24 protein-coding genes and 1 pseudogene are annotated in these 26,680 nt (G+C 65.0%); 16 read left to right on the top strand and 9 right to left on the bottom strand.

Annotated elements, in window-relative coordinates:
* Positions 1-13: 13 nt before the first annotated feature.
* A complete protein-coding gene (locus tag AC1ECK_RS25020; protein ID WP_480323875.1) occupies positions 14-892 on the bottom strand; it encodes an ABC transporter ATP-binding protein in 879 nt (292 codons plus the stop codon).
* Positions 889-2,022 carry an MlaE family ABC transporter permease gene (locus AC1ECK_RS25015; RefSeq protein WP_480323873.1) on the bottom strand — a complete coding sequence of 378 codons (1,134 nt, stop codon included), beginning with the start codon at positions 2,020-2,022 and terminating at the stop codon, positions 889-891. Before AC1ECK_RS25015 ends, AC1ECK_RS25020 begins: the two co-directional genes overlap by 4 nt.
* Positions 2,023-2,139: 117 nt before the next feature.
* On the opposite strand from AC1ECK_RS25015, the gene AC1ECK_RS25010 reads away from it, so the two are divergent.
* Genes AC1ECK_RS25010 through AC1ECK_RS25000 form a run of 3 tightly spaced genes read left to right on the top strand, consistent with a single transcriptional unit; the run spans position 2,140 to position 4,170 of the window.
* Complete coding sequence (locus tag AC1ECK_RS25010; protein ID WP_480323871.1) at positions 2,140-3,045, top strand: biotin--[acetyl-CoA-carboxylase] ligase; 906 nt, start codon at positions 2,140-2,142, stop codon at positions 3,043-3,045.
* Positions 3,042-3,884, top strand: a complete 843-nt coding sequence (locus tag AC1ECK_RS25005; RefSeq protein WP_480323869.1) for a type III pantothenate kinase — start codon at positions 3,042-3,044, stop codon at positions 3,882-3,884. Before AC1ECK_RS25010 ends, AC1ECK_RS25005 begins: the two co-directional genes overlap by 4 nt.
* 46 nt (positions 3,885-3,930) lie before the next feature.
* Positions 3,931-4,170, top strand: coding sequence for a hypothetical protein (locus AC1ECK_RS25000; RefSeq protein WP_480323867.1), 240 nt, complete (start codon positions 3,931-3,933; stop codon positions 4,168-4,170).
* Between the two features lie 56 nt (positions 4,171-4,226).
* Here AC1ECK_RS25000 and rfaE2 read toward each other — a convergent pair whose 3' ends face one another.
* From rfaE2 to AC1ECK_RS24970, 6 genes are all read right to left on the bottom strand, one after another.
* Positions 4,227-4,709, bottom strand: a complete 483-nt coding sequence (gene rfaE2, locus AC1ECK_RS24995; protein WP_480323865.1) for a D-glycero-beta-D-manno-heptose 1-phosphate adenylyltransferase — start codon at positions 4,707-4,709, stop codon at positions 4,227-4,229.
* A gap of 293 nt (positions 4,710-5,002) precedes the next feature.
* On the bottom strand, positions 5,003-5,875 hold the full coding sequence (locus AC1ECK_RS24990; protein ID WP_480323863.1) for a ferritin family protein: 873 nt from the start codon (positions 5,873-5,875) through the stop codon (positions 5,003-5,005).
* 464 nt (positions 5,876-6,339) lie between these two features.
* On the bottom strand, positions 6,340-7,584 hold the full coding sequence (locus AC1ECK_RS24985; protein WP_480323861.1) for a patatin-like phospholipase family protein: 1,245 nt from the start codon (positions 7,582-7,584) through the stop codon (positions 6,340-6,342).
* A 34-nt stretch (positions 7,585-7,618) separates the two neighbouring features.
* Positions 7,619-8,383, bottom strand: coding sequence for a PhaM family polyhydroxyalkanoate granule multifunctional regulatory protein (locus AC1ECK_RS24980; protein WP_480323859.1), 765 nt, complete (start codon positions 8,381-8,383; stop codon positions 7,619-7,621).
* Between the two features lie 118 nt (positions 8,384-8,501).
* Positions 8,502-9,392 carry an enoyl-CoA hydratase/isomerase family protein gene (locus AC1ECK_RS24975; protein ID WP_480323857.1) on the bottom strand — a complete coding sequence of 297 codons (891 nt, stop codon included), beginning with the start codon at positions 9,390-9,392 and terminating at the stop codon, positions 8,502-8,504.
* A 117-nt stretch (positions 9,393-9,509) separates the two neighbouring features.
* Positions 9,510-10,502: a fumarylacetoacetate hydrolase family protein gene (locus tag AC1ECK_RS24970; protein ID WP_480323855.1), complete on the bottom strand. Its 993-nt coding sequence runs from the start codon at positions 10,500-10,502 to the stop codon at positions 9,510-9,512.
* 244 nt (positions 10,503-10,746) lie between these two features.
* On the opposite strand from AC1ECK_RS24970, the gene AC1ECK_RS24965 reads away from it, so the two are divergent.
* The 7 genes and pseudogenes from AC1ECK_RS24965 to AC1ECK_RS24935 all read left to right on the top strand — a co-directional run bounded on the left by AC1ECK_RS24965 (position 10,747) and on the right by AC1ECK_RS24935 (position 18,881).
* The gene (locus tag AC1ECK_RS24965) at positions 10,747-11,655 is read left to right on the top strand and encodes an IclR family transcriptional regulator (protein WP_480323853.1); all 909 of its coding nucleotides are present in this window, start codon (positions 10,747-10,749) and stop codon (positions 11,653-11,655) included.
* Between the two features lie 197 nt (positions 11,656-11,852).
* On the top strand, positions 11,853-13,115 hold the full coding sequence (locus AC1ECK_RS24960; protein WP_480323851.1) for a DUF3108 domain-containing protein: 1,263 nt from the start codon (positions 11,853-11,855) through the stop codon (positions 13,113-13,115).
* Positions 13,116-13,125: 10 nt separating this feature from the next.
* Complete coding sequence (pcaD, locus tag AC1ECK_RS24955) at positions 13,126-13,914, top strand: 3-oxoadipate enol-lactonase (RefSeq protein ID WP_480323849.1); 789 nt, start codon at positions 13,126-13,128, stop codon at positions 13,912-13,914.
* A 118-nt stretch (positions 13,915-14,032) separates the two neighbouring features.
* Positions 14,033-14,290, top strand: coding sequence for a BTH_I0359 family protein (locus AC1ECK_RS24950; RefSeq protein WP_074263200.1), 258 nt, complete (start codon positions 14,033-14,035; stop codon positions 14,288-14,290).
* A gap of 283 nt (positions 14,291-14,573) precedes the next feature.
* Positions 14,574-15,638: a homocysteine S-methyltransferase family protein gene (locus tag AC1ECK_RS24945; RefSeq protein WP_480323847.1), complete on the top strand. Its 1,065-nt coding sequence runs from the start codon at positions 14,574-14,576 to the stop codon at positions 15,636-15,638.
* Between the two features lie 46 nt (positions 15,639-15,684).
* Positions 15,685-18,414, top strand: a pseudogene (metH, locus tag AC1ECK_RS24940) (methionine synthase); the annotation flags it as partial.
* A 260-nt stretch (positions 18,415-18,674) separates the two neighbouring features.
* Positions 18,675-18,881, top strand: a complete 207-nt coding sequence (locus tag AC1ECK_RS24935) for an acid-shock protein (protein ID WP_480323845.1) — start codon at positions 18,675-18,677, stop codon at positions 18,879-18,881.
* A 308-nt stretch (positions 18,882-19,189) separates the two neighbouring features.
* Here the strand turns inward: AC1ECK_RS24935 and AC1ECK_RS24930 are convergent, their stop codons facing one another.
* The gene (locus AC1ECK_RS24930; protein WP_480323843.1) at positions 19,190-19,516 is read right to left on the bottom strand and encodes a DUF1840 domain-containing protein; all 327 of its coding nucleotides are present in this window, start codon (positions 19,514-19,516) and stop codon (positions 19,190-19,192) included.
* Positions 19,517-19,854: 338 nt separating this feature from the next.
* Between AC1ECK_RS24930 and argS the strand changes: the two genes are divergently transcribed.
* The 6 genes from argS to AC1ECK_RS24900 all read left to right on the top strand — a co-directional run bounded on the left by argS (position 19,855) and on the right by AC1ECK_RS24900 (position 26,679).
* Entirely contained in the window at positions 19,855-21,645 is a 1,791-nt protein-coding gene (argS, locus tag AC1ECK_RS24925) for an arginine--tRNA ligase (protein ID WP_480323841.1), read from the top strand.
* Between the two features lie 79 nt (positions 21,646-21,724).
* A complete protein-coding gene (locus AC1ECK_RS24920; RefSeq protein WP_480323839.1) occupies positions 21,725-22,492 on the top strand; it encodes an SPOR domain-containing protein in 768 nt (255 codons plus the stop codon).
* Between the two features lie 151 nt (positions 22,493-22,643).
* Positions 22,644-23,282 carry a thiol:disulfide interchange protein DsbA/DsbL gene (locus tag AC1ECK_RS24915; protein WP_480323837.1) on the top strand — a complete coding sequence of 213 codons (639 nt, stop codon included), beginning with the start codon at positions 22,644-22,646 and terminating at the stop codon, positions 23,280-23,282.
* A 16-nt stretch (positions 23,283-23,298) separates the two neighbouring features.
* The gene (locus AC1ECK_RS24910; protein WP_480323835.1) at positions 23,299-24,069 is read left to right on the top strand and encodes an SDR family oxidoreductase; all 771 of its coding nucleotides are present in this window, start codon (positions 23,299-23,301) and stop codon (positions 24,067-24,069) included.
* 3 nt (positions 24,070-24,072) lie between these two features.
* Positions 24,073-24,903 carry a cobalamin-binding protein gene (locus tag AC1ECK_RS24905; protein WP_480323833.1) on the top strand — a complete coding sequence of 277 codons (831 nt, stop codon included), beginning with the start codon at positions 24,073-24,075 and terminating at the stop codon, positions 24,901-24,903.
* Between the two features lie 180 nt (positions 24,904-25,083).
* The gene (locus AC1ECK_RS24900) at positions 25,084-26,679 is read left to right on the top strand and encodes an ABC transporter substrate-binding protein (protein ID WP_480323830.1); all 1,596 of its coding nucleotides are present in this window, start codon (positions 25,084-25,086) and stop codon (positions 26,677-26,679) included.
* Position 26,680 lies beyond the last annotated feature (1 nt).

Here is a 26,680-nt window from a genome sequence, read left to right as displayed (position 1 = left end):
CAGGTTCCCTGGTTCACAGCGGCAGTTCAGACGACGCCGGTTCGAGCGCCGCGGCCGGCAGCCTGGCGCGGCGCTCCGGCGGCAGCGCCTGCAGCGCGCGGCGGCCGCGCAGGCCGAGGAAATACTCGCGAATAAACGGATGGTCGACGCCGGCGGCCTCCTCCACCGGCGCGGCCACCAGCACCTTGCGGTCGGCCAGCACGGCGACGCGGGTGGACAACGCGACCATGGTGTCGAGATCGTGCGTCACCATCACGACGGTCAAACCGAGCGCGCGATGCAACGTGCCGACCAGTTCGACGAATTCGTCCGAGGCTTGCGGATCGAGCCCCGCGGTCGGTTCGTCCAGAAACAGCAGCTCCGGTTCGAGGGCGATCGCGCGGGCGATGCCGACCCGCTTGATCATCCCCCCGGAGAGCGCCGACGGCATCTTCGACGCATGCTTGCACGGCAGGCCGACCATCTCGAGCTTCAGCATGACGATGTCGCGCAGCAGGTCCTCGGGAATCTTGCCGAGCTCACGCAACGGCTGCGCGACGTTGTCGAACACCGACAGCGAAGAGAACAGCGCACCGCGCTGGAACAGCATGCCGGAGCGGCTGCGCATCAGCAGCGCGGTGTCCGGCGAGATGGTCGAGAGATTCTCACCGAACAGCTTGATGGTGCCCGACGAGGGTTTTTCGAGGCCGAGAATCTGCCGCACCAGCGTGGTCTTGCCCGAGCCGGAGCCACCGACAATCGAGACGATTTCGCCGCGCAGCACTTCGAAGTTCAGGTGCTGATGGACGATATTGCGGCCGTAGCGCTTGGTCAGATCGCGCACCTCGATCACCGGCTCGGCGATCGAAGGCAAGGGCTGGCCGCGGACGGATTGAGTGAGCGGCGCAGTCATCCGAGCCCCACGTTCTGGAACAGGATGGCGAACACCGCGTCGGCGAGAATCACGATCGTGATCGACGACACCACCGAGGTGGTCGTGCCTTCACCGAGGCTTTGCGAATTCGCCTTTATGCGAAAGCCGAAGTGGCAGCCGACAATGGCGATCAGCATGCCGAAAGCGACGCCCTTGCCAAGACCGATCCACAGGTTGGCGACCGGCACCACGCCCGGCAGCGCCCGGAAGAAATAGCTCATGTCGATGCCAAGCACGACTTTGGCGGCGAGCGCGCCGCCGCTGAGCGCGACGATATTGGTCCACATGACGAGCAGCGGCATGGCCACGCCAAGCGCGACGACACGCGGCAGGATCAGCCGCAAGCCGTGCGGAATGCCCATCACGCGCATCGCATCGAGTTCTTCGGTGACGCGCATCACGCCGATCTGCGCGGTGATCGCCGAGCCGGAGCGACCGGCCACGAGAATCGCCGAGAGCACCGGTCCCAGCTCGCGGATCACCGCCAGGCCGAGGATGTTGACGATGTACTGATTCGCGCCGAACAGGCGCAACTGCTGCGCCGACAGATAGCTCAGCACAATGCCGATCAGGAACGCCACCAGCGCGGTGATCGGCAGCGCCTTGGTGCCGGCGTTATAGACGTTCGCAGAGATTTCGGTCCACGGCGTGATCTTCGGATTGCGTACGATAGCCAGCAGGTCGAGCACGACGCGCCCGAACATCGCGATGCCGCCATAAAGATGCTCGAAGAACGAGAACAGCCCTAGGCCGAGACGGGTGAACGGGTCGAGGCGCACCACCGCCTCGGGCGCTTCGCGCGCGGAATCGAGCAAGGCGATGCGATCGAAGATATCGCGCTGGGTGGAGTTCAGTTCGATCAGTTGCGACGGCAGCTTGTGGCCCCAGACGCGCCACAGCGCCTGGCCGCCCACATGGTCCAGCCGCTCGATGCGCGACAGATCCCATTGCAGGCCCTCGGCGCCGATCAGCGAACGCAGACGGGGCACCACCTTGCCGGTGGCGCGGTCGCGCGCGAGCGCAAGCGCCGTCCATTGCCCGGAGAGCCGGACGATCTTGCCTTGGCTGCCTGCCGCGACTTCTAGGCCGGGCGGAGTGTCGTAGTTCAAGGATCGCTGGATTCTGGTTATCGGATCAAGGGCCATTGTAACGAACGCGGCACGATGCAAGCGTGCTCCTTCACGCCGGATAGGTCAGGCGCGCGCCCTGTCGCTACAATAGGCGGCATGAACGCCTCCAAGACCCCACCCCACGCCGGTCCGGCGAGCGACTGGCGCATCGACCGCGAACGCGCCGTCGCGCTGTTCGGTGCTCACGCGCACGATTGGCCGATCGAAATCGTCGAGGAAACCGGCTCCACCAACGCCGACCTGATGGCACGCGTCAAGGCGCTGCCGCGCCGCTCGAATGCGCTGCCGAGGCCGATCGTGCGCGTGGCGTATCTGCAAACCGCCGGCCGCGGGCGGCGCGGTCGCACGTGGTACGCCGAGCCGGGCAACGCGCTGCTGTTTTCGGTGGCCTGCGTGCTGCCGCGACCGCTCGAAGAACTCGCCGGCCTGAGCCTCGCGGTGGGCGTGGCGCTGGTGGACGGCCTGCGCTCGCTGCCGGTCGCAGGACCTGGCCAGATCGCCTTGAAATGGCCCAACGATGTGCTGCTGGAAGGCGACAAGCTGGCCGGCATCCTGATCGAAACGGCCTGGAGCACGGACTATGCGAGCGCGGTAGTGATCGGCATCGGCACCAACGTGAAGGGCGCCGACGATCTCGCCGCCAAGGTCGGCGCGCTCAACGCCGACGCGCCGCCGCAGGCGCGCGGCACCGTACCGACCGCACTGTCGCGGGTACTCCCCAATGCCAATCTGACCGATACGCTCGCCGCCGAGCTGAACGCGCTCGAAGCGGCGCTCAAACGTTTCGGCGAGGACGGCTTCGAGCCGTTCCAGCCGCGCTGGAACGCCTGTCACGCCTACGCGGGCCGTGAAGTGGTGCTGCTCGAACAGGGTGTCGAAGTCGCGCGCGGCGTGGCGGCAGGCGTGGACGAAACCGGGCAATTGCTGCTCGATACGCCCTCGGGACGCCAGGCGATCGCCACCGGCGACGTCTCGCTGCGTCTGGCCGACAGCCCGGCATGAGCGGCGCGCCTTTCCTGCTGATCGACGCCGGTAACAGCCGCATCAAGTGGGCGCTGGTGCAGGCCGAGGGCACGCAGAGTCATGCGGGCACGTTTGGGCATGGGGATGTGGACGAACCGGACTGGTCCACCTTGCCGCGCCCCGCCGGCGCATGGATTTCCAATGTGGCGGGCGCGAAGGTCGAGCAACGCCTCGCGGGCCTGCTCGACGCACAGTGGCCCGGCCTGCCGCGCACAACCATCCGCGCCTGCGAGCGGCAATGCGGCGTAACCAACGGCTATACGACGCCTGACGCGCTGGGCAGCGACCGCTGGGCCGGCCTGATCGGCGCGCACGCCACATTTCCGGGCGAGCCGCTGCTGATCGCGACGTTCGGCACCGCCACCACGCTGGAGGCGCTGCGGGCCGACGGGACGTTTATCGGCGGACTGATCGCGCCAGGCTGGTCGCTGATGATGCGCTCGCTCGGCGAGCATACGGCGCAACTGCCCACGCTCGACACCAATGCGGCGCGCGGCCTGCTCGCCCCCGGCGACGCGACAGGCTCGGCCGGCAGCGGCCAGGCGTCGAGCGACGCCAAACCCCGCGGCCCGTTCTTCGCCACCGACACGCCGCGCTCGCTCTCCGCAGGTTGCGCACTGGCGCAGGCCGGCTTGATCGAGCGGATGTGGCACGACCTGCAGGAAGCATGGGGCGTGCCGGTGCGGCTCGTCGTAGGCGGCGGCGCCGCGAACGAAGTGACAGCCGCACTCAAAGTACCGCATACTCGCCACGATTCGCTCGTGCTGTCGGGTCTCGCGCTGATTGCCGCCGCCGGCGCGCCAGCCGGGCACCGCTGAGCATCGCTATAGACGCACGCGCACCCTTTAGACGGAGACTCCAACGATGTTGCGCTGGCTGATCGCTATTCTGTTTCTTGCCAACATGCTCGCGTTCGTGACGGTGCGCGGCGTCTTCGGACCGACACCCATCGCGGGCGCGCGCGAGCCGAATCATCTGAATCGCCAGATTCATCCGGAAATACTGAAGGTACAGCCGGTTTCGGCGGCCGAGGCGGCCGACCTCGCGGTGGTCGGCGGACCGGCTCCGGCGCCGGCAATTTCGGCGTCGGAACTGACGCAGTAACTTTCCGGCCGCGCATCGAGGCGCTGATGTTTCGAGGCGCCGAGGTATTTAGACCCTCACCCCTGAGCACGGACCTTCTTCAGGAGCGCGGTCGTCGAGCGGTCGTGCTCGAACGGAATCGCTAGCGCACGGCCGCCCCAGCCGCGCACCAACGCCGACTCGGGCAGCTTGTCCATATCGTAGTCGCCGCCTTTGACCAGCACGTCGGGGTGCAGCGCTTCAATCAGCGAAACCGGCGTCTGCTCCTCGAAGCACACCACCCAGTCGACGCTTTCCAGCGCCGCAAGCAGCGCCATGCGGTCGGCTTCGCTATTGATGGGCCGGTCGTCGCCCTTGCCGAGCCGGCGCACCGACGCATCGCTGTTCACCCCGACAATCAGGCACGCGCCCAAGGCCTTCGCATCGGCCAGATACGTGACGTGACCGCGGTGCAGGATGTCGAACACCCCGTTCGTGAACACCACCGGCCCGGTAAGCGAGGGGCGCAGTTGAGCAAGGGCGTCGCGGGTCGTGAGCTTGCGTTCGAAAATGGCTGACATGGGGAAAATCGAAGAAAAGAGGAAAAATAGGACGGACGCTGCCGCCACGATACACGTTCATCGGGCGCCGTGCGAAAGCTCGACGGTGAGAGACAGCGGCCGGTACTGGAAGACGAAAGGTGAAAGCGGAAAGCACAGTGCGAATCATCAGCACGCGTGCGGCTGCCGCCTCATGCAAACGGCCCGCCAGGCTTGCACCTGTCGGGCCGTTTTTCACATGCTATATCACGCCTTTTCCGCCATCCGGCGCCGCCTGCGCTCTACCTGAAGCTCCGCGCCGGCGCGCGAAACCGTCAGGCCGGCTGTTCAGCCGACTTCTGGTCGGCCTGCAAACGCGCCACGACTTCCTTGCGATAGCGATTCAGTTCCTGAGCCGTATTGAAAGTGCGCTCGAACAGGATGGACAGGTTGTGCAGGATACGTTCGACCACCTTCTTTTCCCAACCGTCGTCGAAACGGATCTGCTCGTCGAGCCAGCGTTCGAGCCATTCCGGATCCGGCAGGCGCGACTGGATCGTGTCGCGCGGGAACAGCGCCTGATTCACGTGCAGGTTGGTCGGGTGCAGCGGCTTTTCCGTGCGGCGCGCCGACGCCATCAGCACGCCGATCTTGGCGAATGCAGCACGCGCCACGTCGCCGCAATTGTTCATGGCCTTTTTCATGTAGCGCAGATAGGCGCCGCCATGACGCGCTTCGTCACGCGAGATGGTTTCGTAGATGGCCTTGATGACCGGTTCCGTGTGCCATTCGGCAGCGCGGCGATACCAGTGGTTCAGACGGATTTCGCCGCAGAAGTGCAGCATCAGCGTTTCGAGCGGCGGCGCCGGATCGAATTCGAAGCGCACCGCGTGCAGTTCTTCTTCGGTCGGGCACATTTCCGGCTTGAAGCGGCGCAGATACTCCATCAGCACCAGCGAGTGCTTTTGTTCTTCGAAGAACCACACGCTCATGAAGGCCGAAAAATCGCTGTCGTGATGATTGTCGCGCAGGAACATTTCCGTTGCGGGCAACGCGGACCATTCGGTGATCGCGTTCATCTTGATCGTCTTGGCCTGTTCATCGGTCAGGAGCGATGCATCGAACTTGTCCCAGGGAATGTCTTTCTCCATGTCCCATCGAACGGATTCGAGCGATTTATAAAGTTCCGGATAAAGCATGGTGTTCATAGTCCCACCCCTGTTCTGCGCATTGCGACGTCTGTGTCTGTTTGTGTCTATTGCTACTGTTGCTACCGGCGAACGAAACACACGCGTTCGCGGGCCAAGCATTCAATTTTACGCGGGAATCGGCCGCTCAGATGCACTTTACGGCAAAGAAGTCCTTCGGCATTCGTGGGTTCGCGACAACAGAACCTTCGCACCGAGCCGCTCTAACCGGCGGCGCTGCCGACAGCAAAGGCGGCGGCAAACGCCCGCCCACCGGGCAACAACGGGCGGCGGACTGGTTGTTTTCGGGCACGCCCAAGAGCCAAACAAAGCTTTCACCATCATAGCATGCTGCCCTCGCGCCCTTACCTTACATAGGGTCACAAGAACCCGGCGCCTTGACCGATCTCAATGACTAACTCAATAAGATAGCGGTCCTTCATGATTTGCTTGTGACGAATCGTTAATCGCAAGGCGCGTGCCTTCTAGCGTGCGTGCTGCGCAGGCCCGGCGCCGTTGCCGTTGTTGATGCCGCTACCGCCGCCGTTGTTGCCGCCCTTGCCGTTACCGCCGTCGTCGCTCCCCGCCCGGCCGATCCATGCAGCGATCTCGTCGCGCTGCGCAAACACGTCACGGCGTCCCAAGTCGATCAACTCACGGGTGAACTCGCTTTCGAACAGCAAATAGCTGGCAAACGATGCCCCGGACGCCCGGTTGCCGCCCACCGCGCCCAGCAGGCCGCGCACCGTCAGCGGCAGGCGCTGCAGATGGCGCGCCGCAATCAGTTCGATGCGCTCGCTCGGCGCGATGGTCAGCACGTCGATATGGCGCCAGCCGCTCTCCGGCTCCACCACGTGCGGCAGGTGCAACACCATCCGGTTGACGTGCTCGATGCGCTCGATATCGGCGCCGAGCGCATCGAGGAACACGCTCGCCAGCACCTGCTGGCCGATCTGCGCAAGCGACGGATAAGCGTTGTCGCGCCCGGTCGCCGGCACCTCAGGGCGAGGCGCCCCGGCGCCGATCACGACGATGCGGTCCGCGCCGAAATGAATCGCCGGGCTAAGCGGCGCGATCTGGCGGATCGAGCCGTCGCCGAAATACTCGTGGCGGCCATCCAGTTCCAGCGGCACAGCGGGAAACACGTAGGGAATCGCCGAGGACGCGAGCAGATGCGCCGGTGTCAGTTCGACCATCCGCGCCGTGCGTTGCGCACGCCGCCACGCCTGAATCGGCTCGCTCGCCTGATAAAAGGTCAGATGCTGTCCTGACGAATAGCTGAGCGCAGTAATGGACAGCGCGTGCAGCGCCCGCTTGTCGAGCATCTGATCGATGCGATGGAAACTGAGCGCCTCGCGCAGCAGCCGCGCGAGCGGGGCGTTGTCGAGCAGCGCGCGCGGCGAGCGGCGCGCAGCCCAGCCGAAGCTCATCGCGGCCAGCCAGCGCGCACCGGCTCCGATTATCCCGGGCCAATCGGTGCGGTACACGTGATGCGCGTGCATTGCCGACCAGACCTTCACGAGCCGCTCGGCGCCGCGCGAGAAATCGTCGGCATGACTCGCAATGGAAGTGGCGTTGATCGCGCCCGCGGAGGTGCCGCAAATCACGCTGAAGGGCGACGCGCGGGAGGCCGGCGCGACCTCGCGGGCAATGTCGGCGAGCGCCTGCAGCGCGCCCGCCTGATAGGCGGCGCGGGCGCCGCCGCCCATTAAGACCAGCGCGAGCCGCATGCCGAAAATACGCGTTGCATCACGCCGCGCCGCTTCACTCGGGTTGCGAAGGCGCCTTCCTGGCAGCGCGCGGCCGGCTCGCCGCAGCACCCGGCGACCTGGCCGCAGGCGCGCGCCTGGCCGCCGGCTCCCTGGCCGAATGCTTGTCAGCGGCAGGCTTGCCGGCGGCGGCCGGTTCCGGTGCAGCGGCATCGGCCGGCGCGTCGGCGCCCGCCGCCGTGGCTGCTGCCGCCGCGGGTTGCGCCATGGCGAACTGCGCGATCTGGTTGAACTGCGATTGCAGCAGGTTCCACCAGCCCGAGGCATCGAAGCCGGGTACATCGGCGCTACCGCTCGCCTCCGGCTCAGCAGGGTCTGCCGCCTCGGAACGCGGCGCAGCCGCTGGTTCCGGACGCGGTGGTTCGGCTGCGGCTGCTGCGGCGGCGGCCGCAGCCGGTTGCGCCATCGACTGCTGCGCGAACGCACCAAACGCCCGCAGCGTCGCCAGAGTGGCACGCTGCACTTCGAGCGCCTGAATGGCCGACTGCAGCATGTTCAGATTCAGCTTGAGCCATTGCTCGACCGCGCGCATGTCGGTGATGCGCTTGTCGAGTTCTTCGACGTTGGTGAGCGGCGCCATCATGTCGGACATCATCGACAGCGACGGCCCGAGGCCATGAGCCGCTCCCGCCTGTGCCGCAGGAAAGGCCGACCCGAACGGCGTGAGACGCATCATGTCCCACATGCGGTCCATCATCTCGCCAGGCGGAAAACCCGGGAAACCAGGAAAGGGCAGCGTGGAGCCAGGTGTATCGGTCATATCGTTCTCCTCGCAGCAGACAGGAATGGAATAGGCGCAGTGCCCCGCGCGCTTCATCCGATCATACCGCGCGAAAAGAGGTTGTCACGCAAGGTTGGCGGATGAAGCCAAGGTACCTTCAGGCGGAATGTCCGCCCGGCCCGCCACGGCCCGGTGGATTGTTCTTCGCGGCTTCGGCGCCGCGGAAATCCGGCGCGCGCCGCTCGCGCAGCGAGGTCACGCCTTCGCGCACATCCGGGCCCGCGAAACCCATGAACTCGAGCGCCAGCGAGGTATCGAAGGCCGGCCCCGCCGAGCGCAGCCAGTTGTTCAACGCGTACTTGGTCCAGCGAATCGCCGTTTGCGATCCGTGCGCGAGCTTATCGGCCACTTCGAATGCTTTGGGCAACAGATCATGTTCGTCGACGGCCAGCGACACCAGGCCGATCCGCTCCGCTTCTTCGCCGCTCACGGGTTCGCACAGCAGCAGGTAGTACTTCGCCTTCGCCATGCCGCACAACAGCGGCCAGACGATCGCCGCGTGGTCGCCCGCGGCAACGCCGAGCCGCGTATGACCGTCGATGATGCGCGCACTCTTCGTGGCAATCGAGATGTCGGCGAGCAGCCCCGCCACCAGCCCCGCGCCGACCGCCGGTCCATGCATGGCGGAGACGATCGGCTTGCTGCAGTTGATCACGTTGTAGACGAGGTCGCGCGCCTCGCGCCAGACGCGTGTGCGGACCTCGAAGTCGGTCGCCATCTGCTCGACCAGTTGCAGATCGCCACCCGCCGAAAAACCCTTGCCCTCGCCGCGAATCACCGCGACCCGCGTGTCCGGGTCGCGGTCGATATCGCGCCAGATTTCGGCCAGCTCGTAATGCATCCGCTCGTCCGCCGTCGCGAGTCCGCTCCGGTTCGCGCCCTCCCCGCTCATGATGACTTCGAGGATGCCGTGCGGATGCCGCCGCATGCGCAGCGAGCGGTAATGCGAGTAGAACGCGGGGTCGTTGATCGGTGATTCGTGAGACATGTTGGTCAGTCCGGTAGAGGCGGCGCGTCAGCCGGTGACCGCTGCGCGTCAGCCAGTGTAGCGGCGCCCGGGCGCGCCGGTATCGGGCGAAACCCTCTCGACTCCGCTGAAGGCGCTTTAGCGCGCGCCGTCCGGCGGCGCAATGCCCTGCTCGATAGAACCGAAGATCGACTTGCCCGCTTCGTCGAACATCTCGATCTTCACCGTATCGCCGTATTTCATGAACTCGGTCTGCGGCGCGCCATGCTCGATGGTTTCGAGGCAGCGCTTCTCGGCGATGCAGCAGTAGCCGCGTTTGGAATCCTTGTTAGACACCGTGCCCGAGCCGACGATCGATCCCGCGCGCAGGTTGCGCGTCTTCGCCGCATGGGCGATCAACTGGCCGAAGTGGAACACCATGTCGGTGCCGGCGTCCGGCTGGCCGACTTTCTTGCCGTTCCAGTGGACGATCATCGGTCGGTGCACGCGGCCCTCGCGCCAATGCTCGCCGAGTTCGTCCGGCGTCACGGCGACCGGCGCGAACGCGGTGGCGGGCTTGCTCTGGAAGAAGCCGAAGCCCTTGGCCAGCTCGGCCGGAATCAGGTTGCGCAGGGAAACGTCGTTGACCAGCGTGATCAGCCGCACGCCCTTGAGCGCCTGCTCGGGCGTCGCGCCCATCGGCACGTCGGTGGTGATCACCGCGACTTCGGCTTCGAAGTCGATGCCGAACGCTTCCGAGGCGCACACCACGTCGTCTTTCGGGCCGATGAAGTCGTCGCTGCCGCCTTGATACATCAACGGATCGGTCCAGAACTCAGGCGGCATTTCCGCCCCGCGCGCGCGGCGCACCAGTTCGACGTGGTTCACATACGACGAGCCGTCGGCCCACTGGAACGCGCGCGGCAGCGGCGCCATGCATTCCCTGGCCTCGAAGGCAAAGCTGTTGCGCGCCCGGCCCTGATTGAGCGAGTCATACAGATCCTGCAGTTGCGGCGCGTAGAAGGTCCAATCGTCCAGCACGCGCTGCAGCGTCGGCGCGATCGCGTCGGCGATGGCGGCGGTTTGCAGGTCGCGGGACACGACGATCAGTTGGCCGTCGCGCGTGCCGTCCTTCAGCGTAGCAAGTTTCATAAGGGGAATGAGCCGTGTTAGTGACGATAGAGGGAATCTATTCTACGATGGTGAATCGCCGCAGCCCAGATGGGCCGGTCCAAACGGGCCGGCCCAAACCGGCTGTCAATGAGTTGGCCCATTTGGGCTGGCCCAAATGGGCCGCCACCGAGCCGGTTCCGGCGGCGTACCGGCGGCGGGATTCGCCGCGCCGGCGCCAGCCCCTCTCCAACCGATTACTGTCCGCGCCACGTGCGCCTTGCTTATGCCTTCAGCAGCCCGCTCCGGCACGATTCCCGCCGACGCCGAAACCACCGCAGCGACCACGGCCGCCGACCCAACAGAGCCGCTCGATACGTCCGAGGACGACACCGCCGAGCCCGGCGAGGAAAAGCTGCGCTCGGGCATCCAGTCGATCGAGGTCGGTTTTCGTCTGCTCGACGTGCTGACCCACGAGCCGCGCGCCATGATGCTGCGCGATCTCGCGCAACGGGCCGGCATGAGCCCTGCCAAAGCACACCGCTACCTGGTGAGTTTCCTGCGCCTCGGCGTCGTCGCGCAGGATCCGTTGTCGGGGCGCTACGAACTGGGCGGCTTCGCGCTGCAACTGGGACTCGCGCGCCTTGCGCGCGTGGACGGCGTGAAACTTGCGCGCATCGCGCTCGCCGAACTGCGCGACCGCCTCGACCTGACCGTGGGCATCGCCGTGTGGGGCAATCAGGGGCCGACCGTCGTGCACTGGATGGAATCGAGCCATCCGGCCAAGGCATCGCTCAAGCTCGGCGACGTGATGCCGCTGCTCGGCTCGGCCACCGGGCTGCTGTTCGCGGCCTATCTGCCGGCGAGCAAGACCGCCGCGATGATCGAGCGCGAACTGGCCGATTCGCGCCGCTCGCCGCACACCGGCGGTCCGCGTACGCCCGCGGAGGTCGAACGGATGCTCGCGGACGTGCGCAAGCACGAAGCCGCACGCGTCGAAGGCATGTTGCTGCCGACCATCCACGCGTTCTGTATGCCGGTTTTCGATTCGACCGGCGATCTCGCGCTCGGGCTGATTGCTCTCGGCCACGAGGGCGCGTTCGATATCCGCTGGGACGGCGAGATCGATACGGCGCTGCGCGAGTGCGCGCACAAATTGTCGTACGAACTGGGCTATAGTCCGACGCCGCGTTAGGATGCCGGGGCGGACCTGCCGGGTAGCCGTTTAGCCGCCCCTCTGTATTGCGTAAGACAATTGCCCGGTTACTGTGGCACCGTTGCGGAACATCGGCTGCAGCCAAGCGGTCGAACCCGTTCGCTGCGTCCCGCGCCGGGCTCCTGCTGATGCGACGCGCCACTTCACCTTTTAATCCCCCAGAACCGCTCCGTTCGATGTCATATCCCTCCGCCGTCAGCCAATCCGGGCGCATGTTGCCACACGCCGCGCCGCGCCGTCCGCGCGCATGGCGGTGGGTCATCGTGCTTGCGGTCGTGCTGACCCTGCATTGGATCGCGGCGCAGTGGGTCGAACGCAACCGCGAGATCTTCACGTCCGGGAATACGGCTCACGTCCCCGTGCAGATTGCCCTGCTGACCCCGGAGCGAATCGAACGCCAGCCGGCCACCGCCGCACCGCGGCCCGCTGCGGCGCCCGTCCACAAGGCCGCCGCCAGCAAGCCGCGTGAACATGTGCTGACCGCCACGCACGCCGGGCCCTCGCCGGTTACCGCGGCCTCAGCCCCGGCAGCCGAGGCGGCCTCAGAAGCGACGCTCGCGGCTGCGGCCGAAGCCGCGGCATCGGCTGCTCACGCCGCGAGCGCTGCGGTTGCGGCAAGCGGCACGGGCAGCGCGCAGGCTGCGGCGCCCGAAGCGGCTTCCGGCGTGAAGTTCTCGGTGCCGCCGTCCGGCGATCTGCAATACGACACGTTCTATAACGGCGTGCGCAATCAGCCCGGCACGATTCACTGGTCGAGCGACGGTAAGACCTACGACATGGTCGTCTCGATGCCGGTCCCGTTCATCGGCACGTTCAGTTATTCGAGCCACGGCCATATCGACGCGTTCGGCCTCGCCCCCGACCAGTACATCGAGAAGCGCGGCCACAGGGCGGAAGATGTTTCGATCTTCAACCGCACGACCAGGCAAATCGTCTTCACCCGCACACCCGCGTCGTTGCCGCTCACGGACGCGGCTCAAGACCGTTTCAGCATGGTGATGCAACTCGCGAGTCTGGTACGCGGCGATCCGGATGCGTACAAGCCGGGCGTGACGCGCGAGTTCTTCGTGGTCGACAACGACAGCGGCGAAACCTGGCCTATCGAAACAATCGGCGATGAAACGATCCGCACGCAGCACGGCTTCGTCAGCACGCGGCATTTCATGCGCCTGCCGCGCCATCCGGGCGATAAGCGGCGCATCGACGTATGGCTCGCCCCCTCGCTCGGCTGGCTGCCCGCGCGGCTCCTGCAAACGGAGCCGAATGGTACGGAGGTCGAACTGGTGTGGGGCGGACCGCTCGTCGAGCCTGGCAGTGCGTCTGCCGGCGCAGCGGGCAACGACGGCGCGCAAGCTTCGCCGGATAACGGTAACGGCGCTGCGGCTACCGCCACGCCTTCCGCACTCGACACCGCACCGCCCGCGCCCGACAAGCCCTGAAGGAGCCCACATGCAAGTGAACCTCAACGGTATCGACACGCGCTATGTCCTCGACAACGAGGGCGGCGGCCCCTGGCTCACGTTTATCCATCAACTGGGCGGTGATCTCTCCATATGGGACCCGTTGGCCGGCTATTTCCGCGACGACTTCACGGTGCTGCGTTACGACGTGCGCGGTCATGGTGCAAGCGCCGTGCCGCGCAGCCCGTTCAGCATCAGGAGCCTGGCCGACGATCTGGCCGCGCTGCTCGATGCGCTCGGCGCCCCGCGCACGCATCTGGTGGGCATGTCGATGGGAGGCATGATTGCGCAGCAGTTCGCGCTCGACCATCCAGGCCGCGTCGCTACGCTGACGCTCGCGGACACGGTCGCCGCCACGGCGCCCGAGAGCCGCGCCGTCTGGGACCAGCGGGCCGCTGCCGTGCGTAGCGGCGGCATGGCCGCACTGGCGCCTGCGACCTTGAGCCGTTGGCTGACGCCCGCTTTCCAGGCCGTGCACCCGGAAGCCGTCGAGCAGATCCGCGAGGTGCTGGAGCATACGGCGCCCGAGGGCTACGCGCTCGCCTGCGAGGCCTTGCGCGAGTTCGACATGCATGAGCGGCTAGGCGAGATTCGTCTACCTACGCTGACGGCGGCGGGCAGACACGATACCGGCACGCCGCCTTCGGCAACTCAGGCCATCGCAAACTCGATTCAGGGTGCACAATACGAACTGCTGGAGGCTGCACATCTGGCGCCTGTCGAACAGTCCCACCGTTTTGCTGCGTTGCTTGAAACGTTTCTCGAAACACAGGTCTAACCTGAAGGTCCGGGAGTTTTACCAGCGTCATTCCGGACCCACCCCTTGAATTCCACACCATACGCTCCATCTATGGCGCAAGAACGGCCAGGAGCCAACGGAAATAAGGAGTGTCGCCATGCAAATGATCTACAACAGCCCCAACTATTGTGTCGTCGAGTTCCCGCCTCAGGACGGTCCCCTCGCCATGAAGTCAGGTGGTTATGAGATCGTCGACAAAAACATGCAACGCGAGATTTACATTGACGGCGCAATGGCGGCGCGCTTTCGCGAGCACGTCACAAAGCTGATCGAAGAAGAACCGTCGCTCGACGAAGTAGACGAATTCCTCGGCCAGTTCGACAGCCTGATGCACCAACCGGTGATCCTCCACTAATACGCACGCCTCGGCGACACGTACTAAAAAAACCCCGTCCGGCTCGCCGGGCGGGGTTTTTTGTTGTTCGCGCGGCACACACACGGCATTTAACATTTTGCTGCGAGCCCGGCGGTGCGCTACGGGCGCCGCGCGGCATCTTTTACCGGCTTGCCGCGACAAGTGCCTGCTGGCCTGTGCTCTAGGCTTTATCCTTCTGTCACCGCGCACGGGCGGCAAGGCCCGTGCACTGCGGATACAATGACAGGTTTCCTGAAAAAACTGGCGCAAGCCCACTTCAGCCATGAACCAGCCTGCCCCCACCGTCAGTCCAGTCCACGCCGCCTACACGCGCGGCGCGGCGTTGCCCGCGCTGCTGCAGTCGCGCATCCTGATTCTGGACGGTGCGATGGGCACGATGATCCAGCGCTACAAGCTCGACGAGGCCCGCTATCGCGGCGAGCGCTTCAAGGACTACGGCCGCGACATCAAAGGCAACAACGAACTGTTGTCGATAACGCAGCCGCAGATCATCCGCGAGATCCATGAACAGTACCTCGCGGCTGGCGCCGATATCATCGAAACCAACACGTTCGGCGCAACCACGGTTGCGCAGGCCGACTACGGCATGGAGAGCCTCGCGATCGAGATGAATCTCGAATCGGCGAAGCTGGCCCGCGAGGCCTGCAACAAGTATTCGACGCCCGACAAGCCGCGCTTCGTTGCCGGCGCCATCGGACCGACGCCGAAGACGGCCAGCATTTCGCCTGACGTGAACGATCCGGGCGCCCGCAACGTGACCTTCGACGAACTGCGCGCGGCCTACTACGAGCAGGCCAAGGCGCTGCTCGACGGCGGCTGCGACCTGTTCCTCGTCGAAACCATTTTCGATACGCTCAATGCGAAGGCTGCGCTGTTTGCCCTCGACGAGTTGTTCGAAGACACCGGCGAGCGCTTGCCGATCATGATTTCGGGCACCGTCACCGATGCATCGGGCCGCATTCTGTCGGGGCAGACGGTCGAGGCGTTCTGGAATTCGCTGCGTCACGCCAGGCCGCTCACCTTTGGCTTGAACTGCGCGCTCGGCGCGGCGTTGATGCGCCCGTATATCGCAGAGCTGGCGAAGCTGTGCGATACCTACGTGTCGTGCTATCCGAACGCGGGCTTGCCGAATCCGATGAGCGACACCGGCTTCGATGAATTGCCGGCGGATACGTCGGGACTCTTGAAGGAGTTTGCCGAGGCGGGGCTCGTGAATATCGCGGGCGGCTGCTGCGGCACGACGCCGGAGCACATTGCGGCGATTGCCAAGGCGCTCGCCGAAGTCAAGCCGCGCAAGTGGCCGAACCAGTACCGCGACGCGGCGTGAGCCTGACCGCTTCGCCCGCTAAAGTAATCGACGCACGCAACCGAACCGCACACACGCCATGACCGATCACACCATGCGCCTTTCCGGCCTCGAGCCGTTCAACGTCACGTCCGGGACGCTCTTCATCAACGTCGGTGAACGCACCAACGTGACCGGCTCGAAGGCGTTCGCGCGAATGATCCTGAACGACCAGTTCGACGACGCGATCGCGGTTGCGCGGCAGCAGGTCGAAAACGGCGCCCAGATCATCGACATCAACATGGACGAGGCGATGCTCGATTCGAAAGCGGCGATGATCCGCTTCATGAATCTGATCGCCTCGGAACCGGACATCGCGCGCGTGCCGATCATGATCGACTCGTCGAAATGGGAAGTGATCGAAGCGGGCCTGAAGTGCGTGCAAGGCAAGGCGATCGTCAATTCGATCTCGCTGAAGGAAGGCGAAGCAGCGTTCCGCCATCACGCGAACCTGATCCGCCGCTACGGCGCGGCAGCCGTCGTGATGGCCTTCGACGAGCAGGGCCAGGCCGACACATTCAAGCGCAAGACCGAAATCTGCAAGCGCTCGTACGACTTCCTCGTCAATGAAGTGGGCTTTCCCCCCGAAGACATCATCTTCGATCCGAACATCTTCGCGATTGCGACCGGCATCGAAGAACACAACAACTACGCCGTCGACTTCATCAACGCGACGCGCTGGATCAAGGAAAACCTGCCCTACGCCAAGGTGAGCGGCGGCGTGTCGAACGTGTCGTTCTCGTTCCGCGGCAACGAGCCGGTGCGCGAAGCGATTCACACCGTGTTCCTCTATCACGCCATCCAGGCGGGGATGGACATGGGCATCGTCAACGCGGGCCAACTCGGCGTCTACGCGGATCTCGATCCCGAACTGCGCGAGCGCGTCGAAGACGTGGTGCTCAATCGCCGCGAAGACGGCACCGATCGGCTCCTCGAAATCGCCGACAAGTTCAAGAGCGGCGCGGCCAAGAAGGAAGAGAACCTCGAATGGCGCAACCAGCCGGTCGAGAAACGCCTCTCGCATGCGCTCGTGCACGGCATCACGAACTTCATCGTCGAAGACACCGAGGAAGTGCGCGCGAAGATCGCCGCTGCCGGCGGCCGTCCGATCAACGTGATCGAAGGCCCGCTGATGGACGGCATGAACATCGTCGGCGACCTGTTCGGCCAGGGCAAGATGTTCCTGCCGCAGGTGGTGAAGTCCGCGCGCGTGATGAAGCAGGCGGTCGCGCATCTGATCCCCTATATCGAAGAAGAAAAGAAGCAGCTCGCGGCAGCCGGCGGCGACGTACGCGCCAAGGGCAAGATCGTCATTGCTACGGTGAAGGGCGACGTCCACGACATCGGCAAGAACATCGTCTCGGTGGTGCTTCAGTGCAATAACTTCGAAGTGGTCAACATGGGCGTGATGGTCCCGTGCAACGACATCCTCGCCAAAGCGAAGGTCGAAGGCGCGGACATCATCGGCCTGTCCGGCCTGATCACGCCGAGCCTCGAGGAAATGGCCTACGTCGCCGCAGAAATGCAGCGCGACGACTACTTCCGCATCAAGAAGATTCCGCTCCTGATCGGCGGCGCGACCACCTCGCGCGTGCATACGGCCGTGAAGATCGCGCCGCACTACGAAGGACCGGTGGTGTATGTGCCGGATGCGTCGCGCTCGGTCTCGGTGGCCTCGAGCCTGCTGTCCGACGAAGGCGCCGCGAAGTATCTGGATGAACTGAAATCCGACTACGATCGCATTCGCGACCAGCACGCCAATCGCAAAGTCCAGCCGATGGTCACGCTGGCCGAAGCGCGCGCGAACAAGACGAAGATCGCCTGGGCGGGCTATCAGCCGGTCAAGCCGAAGTTCATCGGCCGCCGTGTGTTCAAGAACTTCGACCTCGGCGAACTGGCCAACTACATCGACTGGGGCCCGTTCTTCCAGACGTGGGACCTGGCCGGCCCCTACCCGGCGATTCTCAACGACGAAATCGTCGGCGAGTCGGCGCGGCGGGTCTTTTCCGACGGCAAGTCGATGCTCGCGCGCCTGATCCAGGGCCGCTGGCTGCAGGCCAATGGCGTGATCGCGCTGTTGCCGGCCAACACGGTGAACGACGACGATATTGAAATCTACACGGACGAGTCGCGCTCGGAAGTCGCGCTGACGTGGCGCAACCTGCGCCAGCAAAGCGTGCGGCCGGTGGTGGACGGCGTGATGCGGCCGAACCGCTCGCTTGCCGACTTCATCGCGCCGAAGGATTCGGGCGTGGCCGACTACATCGGCATGTTCGCGGTCACCGCGGGTCTGGGCGTGGACGTGAAGGAAAAACAGTTCGAAAAAGACCACGACGACTACAGCGCGATCATGCTGAAGGCGCTCGCCGACCGCTTCGCGGAAGCCTTCGCCGAAGCCATGCACGCCCGCGTGCGGCGCGACCTGTGGGGTTACGCCAGCGGCGAGACGCTCTCCAACGACGAGCTGATCGGCGAAAAATACCGCGGCATCCGTCCCGCGCCGGGCTACCCGGCTTGCCCGGACCACCTCGTGAAGCGCGATATGTTTGAGGTGCTCCATGCGGAGGAAATCGGCATGAGCGTGACCGAGTCGCTCGCCATGCTGCCGGCGGCCAGCGTTTCGGGCTTCTACCTCGCGCATCCGGACAGCACCTATTTCTCGGTGGGCAAGATCGGCCAGGACCAACTGGAAGACTACGCGCAGCGGATGGCGCTCTCGAAGCAGGACGCCGAACGGGCATTGGCGCCGCTGTTGTAAGCGGCGGCGGCGTCCGGGCGCGGCTGGCTGGGACCGGCTTTGGCGGTGCTCTCCCTGGCGCGCCGTTCCGACTGACCTTCGACCACCGCGCGGGGTCAAGCTGGACGACCGTTCGGGACGCCCCACTATATCGGGAACGTAAGGCTGAATATTTCAGGCAAGCGGGTTTTCGTCTTTGTAGACTGCAAGCGCCTTACCTGCCAGACGCGGCCAGAAAACGCGTCGGCTCAACTACTTGCAACCGTCACGGAGAAACTCGTATGAAGAAGCTGACGTTCGTTTTGGCCGGTCTTTCGCTGGCGCTCGGCACCTCGGTAGCCTTCGCCCAGACAGCCGCGCCGGCCGCGGGTAGCGCGGTCAGCTCGTACTCGCCGCCAACCCAGAAGCACGTCAAGAAGCCCAAGAAGCAGAAGATGAAAAAGGGCGCCTCGTCCGCGATGGCCGCGCCGGCTGCCGCCAGCCAGTAAGCCTCTGCGGCTTGGCTCGTCGGCTCAAGGGTTCGGGCGGGTCGCCGGCCGCGGCCGGCGTTTCGCGGCCGTTACTTCGCTGCTAGCGGAACCGGGACCAGTTGAGACGGTGCTCCAAACCGCGTCCGGGCCAAAACCCGGCTCATGCAGTTCCATAAAAGCCAAGAGCCCGCTGCTAGCGGGCTCTTGGCTTTTATGGTTTGCGACGCTCGACGGATTGAAAACCCCCGACACACTTGTGGCCTGCGTCGCGCTCACGCGCCGCGAAGCCGCTGCGCCCGGTCAAGCGCTGCGGCACAAGCGCCCGCTCAGACGCCCCAAACGATATCCGCGTTTTCCTTCTGGGCGGCGCGCAGCATGTCGAGGAATGGGAACGCGCGTTGCGCGAGGCCGATTGGAATCTCGTGGTGTTCGTGACCGTCTTCGCCTTCATGGAAGTGCCCTTCGTGCTCGGCACGTTCCTGCTTGTCGGAGCTGATCGCCGACTCCAGTTTGGTGATCGCTTCGCCCAGTTCGTCGTGCATGATGACCCCCCGTTCACCGAGGCGCTTGCCGACGATACCGACCAGATACTGAGCCAGATTCTCCAGCATCATCACATCCGGCGCGGCACGGCATTTGAAAGTAATCAGCATGACTGTTCCCTTTTTGATTTTGTAGGACTTACGCGCCGATGACCGTACGACGACCGTCTGCGCGGGTTTCGCCGGCGCGTCGGCAAGCAGTGGCGGCCTCGGCCCTGGGTGGGCATCTCATTGGACATATTAGCACCTGCTAAAATCCGTCTGAACGGAAAAGCGCGCCGTGCGGCGCCGGACAACGGCTCGCCGGGCCAGGCAGCCTTGATTTGCCCCTCGCCTCGCGCACCGGCCGCACAGCACGACGCGCTTTCCAGGCCTTTGACGGAGCCGCTTCGCGCCTCGCTCGAGCTGCTCCCGTTTCACCGCACTGCCTCACTGGACTCGCAACAAGCATGCTGCCCGCACATAAACAGACTCTCGAATCACTGCTCGCCGACACCGTGAAGCAGGTCGCCCAGGCGACCCAAGGCGCGGCCGAAGCCGCCTTTGTCGCCCCCGCCATTACGCTGGAACGCCCGAAAGTCGCCGCGCATGGCGACGTTGCCTGCAACGTCGCCATGCAGCTCGCCAAACCGCTGCGCGCCAATCCGCGCCAGCTTGCGCAGCAGATCGTCGATGCCTTGCTCGCCCACCCGCAGGCTCGCGGCCTCGTGGAAGCCGCCGAAGTGGCCGGCCCCGGCTTCATCAACCTGCGCCTCGCGCCGGCCGCCAAGCAGGCGGTGATCGGCACGGTGTTCGTCGAGAAGGAAGCCTTCGGCCGCTCGCAGCGCGACGCCGGCAAGCACGTGCTGGTCGAATTCGTCTCGGCCAACCCGACCGGCCCGCTGCACGTCGGCCACGGCCGCCAGGCGGCGCTCGGCGATGCGCTGTCGAACGTGCTCGCTTCGCAGGGTTACGACGTGCATCGCGAGTTCTACTACAACGACGCGGGCGTGCAGATCCACACGCTCGCCGTCTCGACCCAGGCGCGCGCACGCGGCCTGAAGCCGGGCGACGCCGAGTGGCCTGAATCGGCCTACAACGGCGACTACATCGCCGACATTGCGCACGACTATTTGAACGGCGCAACGGTCGCCGCAAAAGACGTCGAGCCGGTCAAGGGCGAAGGCGACGTCGACAATCTCGACGCAATTCGCCGCTTTGCCGTCGCCTACCTGCGTCACGAGCAGGACATGGACTTGCAGGCCTTCGGCGTGAAGTTCGACCAGTACTACCTCGAATCGTCGCTTTATGCGCAAGGCCGCGTCGAGAAGACCGTGAACGCGCTGATCGCCGCCGGCAAGACCTACGAGCAGGAAGGCGCGCTGTGGCTGCGCACCACCGACGACGGCGACGACAAGGACCGCGTGATGCGCAAGAGCGACGGCACCTACACGTACTTCGTGCCGGACGTCGCCTACCACGTCGCCAAGTGGGAACGCGGTTTCACCAAGGTCATCAACGTGCAGGGCTCGGACCACCACGGCACGATCGCGCGGGTGCGCGCCGGCCTGCAGGGTCTCGGCATCGGCATTCCGAAGGGCTATCCCGACTACATCCTGCACAAGATGGTCACGGTGATGCGCGACGGCCAGGAAGTGAAGATTTCGAAGCGCGCGGGCAGCTACGTGACCGTGCGCGACCTGATCGAATGGTCGGGCGGCGCGACGCCGGGCGAGGAAACCTCACCGGATCTGCTCGACGAAGCGACGATTCGCCGCGGCCGCGACGCCGTGCGGTTTTTCCTGATTTCGCGCAAGGCCGATACGGAATTCGTCTTCGATATCGATCTCGCGCTCAAGCAAAACGACGAAAATCCGGTCCACTACGTGCAGTACGCGCACGCCCGGATCTGCTCGGTCATCAACGAATGGAAGACGCGCTACAACGCCGACGAAGCGATCCTGCCGGCGGTGGACGTCACGCCGCTCACCAGCGAACGCGCGATGGCGCTGCTGCAAAAGCTCGCGGAATTCCCCGATATGCTCCAGCACGCCGCCGACGAACTCGCACCGCACGCGGTCGCCTTCTATCTGCGCGACCTCGCGGGCGAATTCCACTCGTTCTACAATGACAAGGCTGAACGCGTCCTCGTCGACGACGAAGCCGCGCGTAACGCGCGCGTCGCATTGCTCGCCGCCACACGTCAGGTGCTGGCCAACGGCCTTGCGACAATCGGCGTCTCTGCTCCCGAAAAGATGTAAGTCCTCCGGCACGACACGCATGCGGCCGTCGCTATAATCGACGGCCGTTCCAGGATTCTTTTTGCAGGTGATTCATACGATGGCAAAACCACGCCGCACAACGAAGCAGTCGAAGCAAACCGGGGGTACTTTTCTCGGTATCGTACTGGGCCTGATTGTCGGCCTGGCAATCGCGGTAGTGGTGGCCCTGTATATCACCCGCGCGCCCACGCCGTTCGTCGCCAAGGTAGCGCCGCCCGCCGCGTCCGAAACCAGCGCGAGCGAAGCGCAATACGATCCGAACCGTCCGCTGCAAGGCAAGACGCCGGGCCAGCCGGTGCCGCAGGCCGCCCAGCCGGCCCCGCAAAACACCGCGCCAGGCCAGGCCAACGGTCAGGGCCAGCCGGGCGGCATGCTGCAGGAACCGGAGATCGTCGAAGTGCCGCCGGCCAGCTCGGCCAACGCCAACGGCGTCGCGGTCGCACCGAAGCCCGCTCAGGATAACGGCACCACCGCTGCGGCGAAGAAGCCGCAGCAGGCCACCAGCGCGCCGACCAGCACAGCGGCTACGCCTGCGCCCAATTCGGCCAAGCCCGGCTCGAGCGTGGCGCCCTCCGCGGCCGACGCGAACAGCGGCTACTTCCTGCAAGTCGGTGCGTACAAGACGTCGGCGGATGCCGAGCAGCAGCGCGCCCGCCTCGCCTTCCAGGGCTTCGAATCGAAGGTCACGCAGCGCGACGCCGGTGGGGTCACCTACTTCCGCGTGCGCATCGGGCCGTTCTCGAAGTTCGACGACATGAATTCGGCCCGCCAGCGTCTGTCCGACGCCGGAGTCGATACCGCCGTGATCCGCTTTACCAAGCAGTAACGCGCCGTCATGCGCCGCCGCTGAACCTCGGCGCGCGGCGCGAGTCTGACGCTCGGCAGAGGTCTGCCGCCACACACTCTCGTAACGGTGACAGCCACGCGTTTTGCCGCGCCGCCCCACCGTTATTCCGCCTAATCTGGGTCAACAAGACATGAAAAAACTGCTGAGCATTCTCTTCCTTTCACTCGGCCTCGTCAGCGCGGCCGTAGAGGCATCGCCGGCCGCGCCGGTCGCCGGCAAGGACTACACGGTCCTCGGCTCCCCGCAACCGGTCGACGTGCCGGCCGGCAAGATCGAAGTCACCGAATTCTTCTGGTACGGCTGCCCGCACTGCAACGAATTCAACCCGTACCTCGAAGCATGGGTGAAGAAGCAGGGCCCGGACGTCGTGTTCAAGCGTGTGCCGGTGGCTTTCCGCGACGATTTCATCCCGCATTCGAAGATGTACCACGCGCTCGACGCGCTCGGTCTCGCGCAACAGCTCACGCCCACGGTCTTCAACGAAATCCACGTCAACAAGAACTACCTGCTGACGCCGGAAGAGCAGGCCAAGTTCCTCGCCAAGAACGGCGTGGACCCGAAGAAGTACATGGACGCGTACAACTCGTTCTCGACGCAAAGCGAAATCCAGCGCGACAAGAAGATGCTGGATGACTACAAGATCGACGGCGTGCCGACGCTGGCCGTGCAGGGCAAGTACGAAACCGGCCCGGCTGCGACCAACAGCCTGCCGGGCACGCTCCAGGTGCTCGATTACCTCGTAGCCCAGATTCGCGCCAAGAAGATGTAATGCACGGGGCGCCGGTATGAGCACAGCCTTGAAGGTTTTCATCACCGGCGCATCCAGTGGCATCGGACTCGCGATCGCCGCCGAGTATGCACAGCGCGGCGCAATTCTCGGCCTCGTGGCCCGCCGCGCCGAAGCGCTCGCGAGCTTCCAGCAGGCCCATCCGCAAAATTCCATCGCCATCTACCCCGCCGACGTGCGCGACGCCGATGCGCTCGCCGCTGCGGCCCAGCAGTTCATCGCACAATACGGCTGCCCCGACGTCGTCATCGCCAATGCCGGCATCAGCCAGGGCGCCGTCACCGGTCACGGCGACCTGCGTGCGTTCCGCGAAGTCATGGACGTCAACTACTTCGGCATGGTCGCCACCTTCGAGCCGTTCGCAACCGCCATGATGGCGGCACGCAAGGGCACCATGGTCGGCGTAGCCAGCGTGGCCGGCGTGCGCGGCTTACCGGGCTCGGGCGCTTACAGCGCCTCCAAGGCCGCCGCGCTCAGGTATCTCGAAGCACTGCGCGTCGAAATGCGGCCCAAGGGCGTCAACGTCGTCACGATCGCCCCCGGCTATATCCGCACGCCGATGACCGCGCGCAACCCGTACCCGATGCCGTTCCTCATGGACGCCGAGCGCTTCGCCACCAAGGTCGCCGATGCGATTGCGCGCAACACGCGCTTTGCGATCTTTCCGTGGCAGATGCGCGTCGTCGCCATGCTGCTGCACGTGCTGCCGCGCTGGCTCTACGACCGCGCCTTCGAAAAGGCCCCGCGCAAGCCGCGCGCCGCCGACTAGGCCATGAATGCGAGTGCGCTCGATGCTGCCGGTGTCGCGCACGAAACCGCCGGCGCGCAGGCGCGCATCGTCTCGCTCGTGCCGAGCATCACCGAACTTCTGTTTGCGCTAGGACTGGATCGGCAGATCGTCGGCCGCACCGGTTTTTGCGTGCATCCGCGCGAACGCGTGCGCCATGTGGCGAAGGTCGGCGGCACCAAGACCGTCAACCTCGAGGCGATTCGCGCGCTGCGGCCCACCCATGTGATCGTGAATATCGACGAAAACGAGCGCGATACCGTCGATCGGCTGCGTCTATTCGTTCCGCATATCGTCGTCACCCATCCGCAGACGCCGCGCGACAATCTCGCCCTCTACGCCCTGCTCGGCTCGATCTTCGAGCGTGGCGAAGCGGCCCAGCGCCTGTCCGCTGCACTCGAAGCGAGCCTCAGCAAGGCCGAAACCGCCGCCCAAGCGTGGCCCGCGGCAAATGTGCTCTACCTGATCTGGCGCAAACCGTGGATGACGGTCGCCCGCGACACCTATATCTCCGCCATGCTGCGCCTCGTGAACTGGCACACGCTGCCCGCCGTGCACGGCGGCCCGGCAGGCGCGGCGCGCTACCCCACGTTCGACTTCGACGCACCCTGGCTGGCCGAGGTCGAGCACGTGCTGCTGTCGAGCGAGCCTTATCGCTTCACCGAGGCCCATCGCAGCGCGCTTGCCGGCGATCCGCGCCTCGCCGGCAAGCGCATTGCGCTGATCGATGGCGAACAGGTATCGTGGTACGGATCGCGCGCGATCGAAGGCGTGGCTTATTTGGCGCGGTATGCTTCCACTGCCTCCACGCGTTGAGGCCGCTCGGGTGCGTCCATATGGATATGCCGATTCGTTCGTTGTCGGCACAACCACCCTTCGATAAGCTTTCGCCGAGGCGGGATCGCGCAGCCACGCACTGCGCCAGCGCCGGAAACGTATCACAATAAAGTCGGTGGGCCGCTTGCCTGACCGCGCCTGTTAGGAGATCCAATGCGTATGCGCTTCAAACTGCCCGTCACCGTAATTGCCGCCCTGCTCGTCGGAGCGCCTGCGCTTGCGCTCGCCAAACCGCTGACCGTGTGTACGGAGGCGAGCCCCGATGGTTTCGATGTCGTCCAGTTCAATTCGCTTGTCACGACCAACGCGTCGGCCGATGTGATTTTCAACTCGCTGGTCTCGTACGACGAGGCCGCGAAGAAGGTGGTACCGGCTCTCGCGCAAAGCTGGGACGTGAGCGCCGACGGCCTCACCTATACGTTCCATCTGCGTCCTAACGTGCAGTTCCAGACCACCGACTACTTCAAGCCCACCCGGCCGCTGACCGCCGACGACGTCGTGTTCACGTTCAGCCGGATGCTCGACGACAGCAACCCGTGGCACAAGGTGACGGGGGCGAGCGGTTTCCCGCATGCGCAATCGATGGGACTGCCGAAGCTGATCAAGTCGGTCTCGAAGGTCGACGACAACACGGTGAAATTCGAGCTGAACCAGCCGGACGCGACCTTCGTCTCGATCCTGAGCATGGGCTTCGCCTCGATCTACTCGTCCGAATACGCCGACCAGTTGCTCAAGGCGGGCAAGCAGTTGGACCTGAACGCCAGGCCGATCGGCACCGGGCCGTTCGTGCTGAAGAGCTACACCAAGGACGCGGTGATTCGTTATGACGTGAACCCGTCGTACTGGGGGCCCAAGCCGAAGATCGACCGCCTGATCTACGCGATCACGCCGGACTCTACGGTGCGGGCGCAGAAGGTCAAGGCGGGCGAATGTCAGATCGCGCTGTCGCCGAAGCCCCAGGATGTGGCCGACGCCAAGACCGACAAGTCGCTCGCCGTGGTGCAGACGCCCGCCTTCATGACCGCGTTCGTCGCGCTGAACACGGAGAAAAAGCCGTTCGACAACCAGAAGGTGCGCGCCGCGCTGAACATGGCGTTCGACCGCGGCACCTATCTGAAGACCGTGTTCGACAACACGGCGACCCCGGCTGTGAATCCATTCCCGCCGAACACGTGGAGCTATGACAAGTCGGTCAAGGCATGGCCGTACGATCCTGTGAAGGCGAAGAACCTGCTCACCGAGGCGGGCTTTCCGAACGGTTTCTCGACCACCATCTGGGTGCGGCCGACCGGCAGCGTGCTCAACCCGAATCCGAAGGCCGGCGCCGAACTGCTGCAGGCCGACTTTGCGAAGATCGGCGTGAAGGCCGACGTCAAGGTGATCGAATGGGGCGAGCTGATCAAGGAAGCCAAGCAGGGTCAGCACGACTCGCTGTTCATGGGCTGGGCCGGCGACAACGGCGACCCGGACAACTTCCTGTCGCCGCTGTTTAGCTGCAATGCGGTGAAGTCGGGCATCAACTTCGCGCGCTTTTGCGACGCCGATCTCGACAAGCTGATCGCCGAGGGCAAAGCCACGCCGGATCAGGCCAAGCGCGCCAAAGCGTATGAAGCGGCGCAGCAGATCATCCACGACCAGGCGCTGTGGATTCCACTTGGGTATCCGACCGCAACGGCGATCACGCGCGCCGATGTCAGCGGGTATCACGTGAGTCCGTTCGGACGACAGAACTTTGCGACGGTGGCGGTGCAGTAGA

Source organism: Paraburkholderia sp. SSBN10T (assembly GCF_056619545.1).
Note: the sequence above shows the minus strand (reverse complement) of the source record. Positions and strands in the feature narration are given on the sequence as shown.

Excerpts from the sequence above, each read along its gene's own strand:
- AC1ECK_RS25020 (WP_480323875.1), bottom strand. The coding sequence starts at position 892 with ATGACTGCGCCGCTCACTCAATCCGTCCGCGGCCAGCCCTTGCCTTCG.
- AC1ECK_RS25010 (WP_480323871.1), top strand. The coding sequence starts at position 2,140 with ATGAACGCCTCCAAGACCCCACCCCACGCCGGTCCGGCGAGCGACTGG.
- AC1ECK_RS25005 (WP_480323869.1), top strand. The coding sequence starts at position 3,042 with ATGAGCGGCGCGCCTTTCCTGCTGATCGACGCCGGTAACAGCCGCATC.
- AC1ECK_RS25000 (WP_480323867.1), top strand. The coding sequence starts at position 3,931 with ATGTTGCGCTGGCTGATCGCTATTCTGTTTCTTGCCAACATGCTCGCG.
- rfaE2 (WP_480323865.1), bottom strand. The coding sequence starts at position 4,709 with ATGTCAGCCATTTTCGAACGCAAGCTCACGACCCGCGACGCCCTTGCT.
- AC1ECK_RS24990 (WP_480323863.1), bottom strand. The coding sequence starts at position 5,875 with ATGAACACCATGCTTTATCCGGAACTTTATAAATCGCTCGAATCCGTT.
- AC1ECK_RS24985 (WP_480323861.1), bottom strand. The coding sequence starts at position 7,584 with ATGCGGCTCGCGCTGGTCTTAATGGGCGGCGGCGCCCGCGCCGCCTAT.
- AC1ECK_RS24980 (WP_480323859.1), bottom strand. The coding sequence starts at position 8,383 with ATGACCGATACACCTGGCTCCACGCTGCCCTTTCCTGGTTTCCCGGGT.
- AC1ECK_RS24975 (WP_480323857.1), bottom strand. The coding sequence starts at position 9,392 with ATGTCTCACGAATCACCGATCAACGACCCCGCGTTCTACTCGCATTAC.
- AC1ECK_RS24970 (WP_480323855.1), bottom strand. The coding sequence starts at position 10,502 with ATGAAACTTGCTACGCTGAAGGACGGCACGCGCGACGGCCAACTGATC.
- AC1ECK_RS24965 (WP_480323853.1), top strand. The coding sequence starts at position 10,747 with ATGCCTTCAGCAGCCCGCTCCGGCACGATTCCCGCCGACGCCGAAACC.
- AC1ECK_RS24960 (WP_480323851.1), top strand. The coding sequence starts at position 11,853 with ATGTCATATCCCTCCGCCGTCAGCCAATCCGGGCGCATGTTGCCACAC.
- pcaD (WP_480323849.1), top strand. The coding sequence starts at position 13,126 with ATGCAAGTGAACCTCAACGGTATCGACACGCGCTATGTCCTCGACAAC.
- AC1ECK_RS24950 (WP_074263200.1), top strand. The coding sequence starts at position 14,033 with ATGCAAATGATCTACAACAGCCCCAACTATTGTGTCGTCGAGTTCCCG.
- AC1ECK_RS24945 (WP_480323847.1), top strand. The coding sequence starts at position 14,574 with ATGAACCAGCCTGCCCCCACCGTCAGTCCAGTCCACGCCGCCTACACG.
- AC1ECK_RS24935 (WP_480323845.1), top strand. The coding sequence starts at position 18,675 with ATGAAGAAGCTGACGTTCGTTTTGGCCGGTCTTTCGCTGGCGCTCGGC.
- AC1ECK_RS24930 (WP_480323843.1), bottom strand. The coding sequence starts at position 19,516 with ATGCTGATTACTTTCAAATGCCGTGCCGCGCCGGATGTGATGATGCTG.
- argS (WP_480323841.1), top strand. The coding sequence starts at position 19,855 with ATGCTGCCCGCACATAAACAGACTCTCGAATCACTGCTCGCCGACACC.
- AC1ECK_RS24920 (WP_480323839.1), top strand. The coding sequence starts at position 21,725 with ATGGCAAAACCACGCCGCACAACGAAGCAGTCGAAGCAAACCGGGGGT.
- AC1ECK_RS24915 (WP_480323837.1), top strand. The coding sequence starts at position 22,644 with ATGAAAAAACTGCTGAGCATTCTCTTCCTTTCACTCGGCCTCGTCAGC.
- AC1ECK_RS24910 (WP_480323835.1), top strand. The coding sequence starts at position 23,299 with ATGAGCACAGCCTTGAAGGTTTTCATCACCGGCGCATCCAGTGGCATC.
- AC1ECK_RS24905 (WP_480323833.1), top strand. The coding sequence starts at position 24,073 with ATGAATGCGAGTGCGCTCGATGCTGCCGGTGTCGCGCACGAAACCGCC.
- AC1ECK_RS24900 (WP_480323830.1), top strand. The coding sequence starts at position 25,084 with ATGCGCTTCAAACTGCCCGTCACCGTAATTGCCGCCCTGCTCGTCGGA.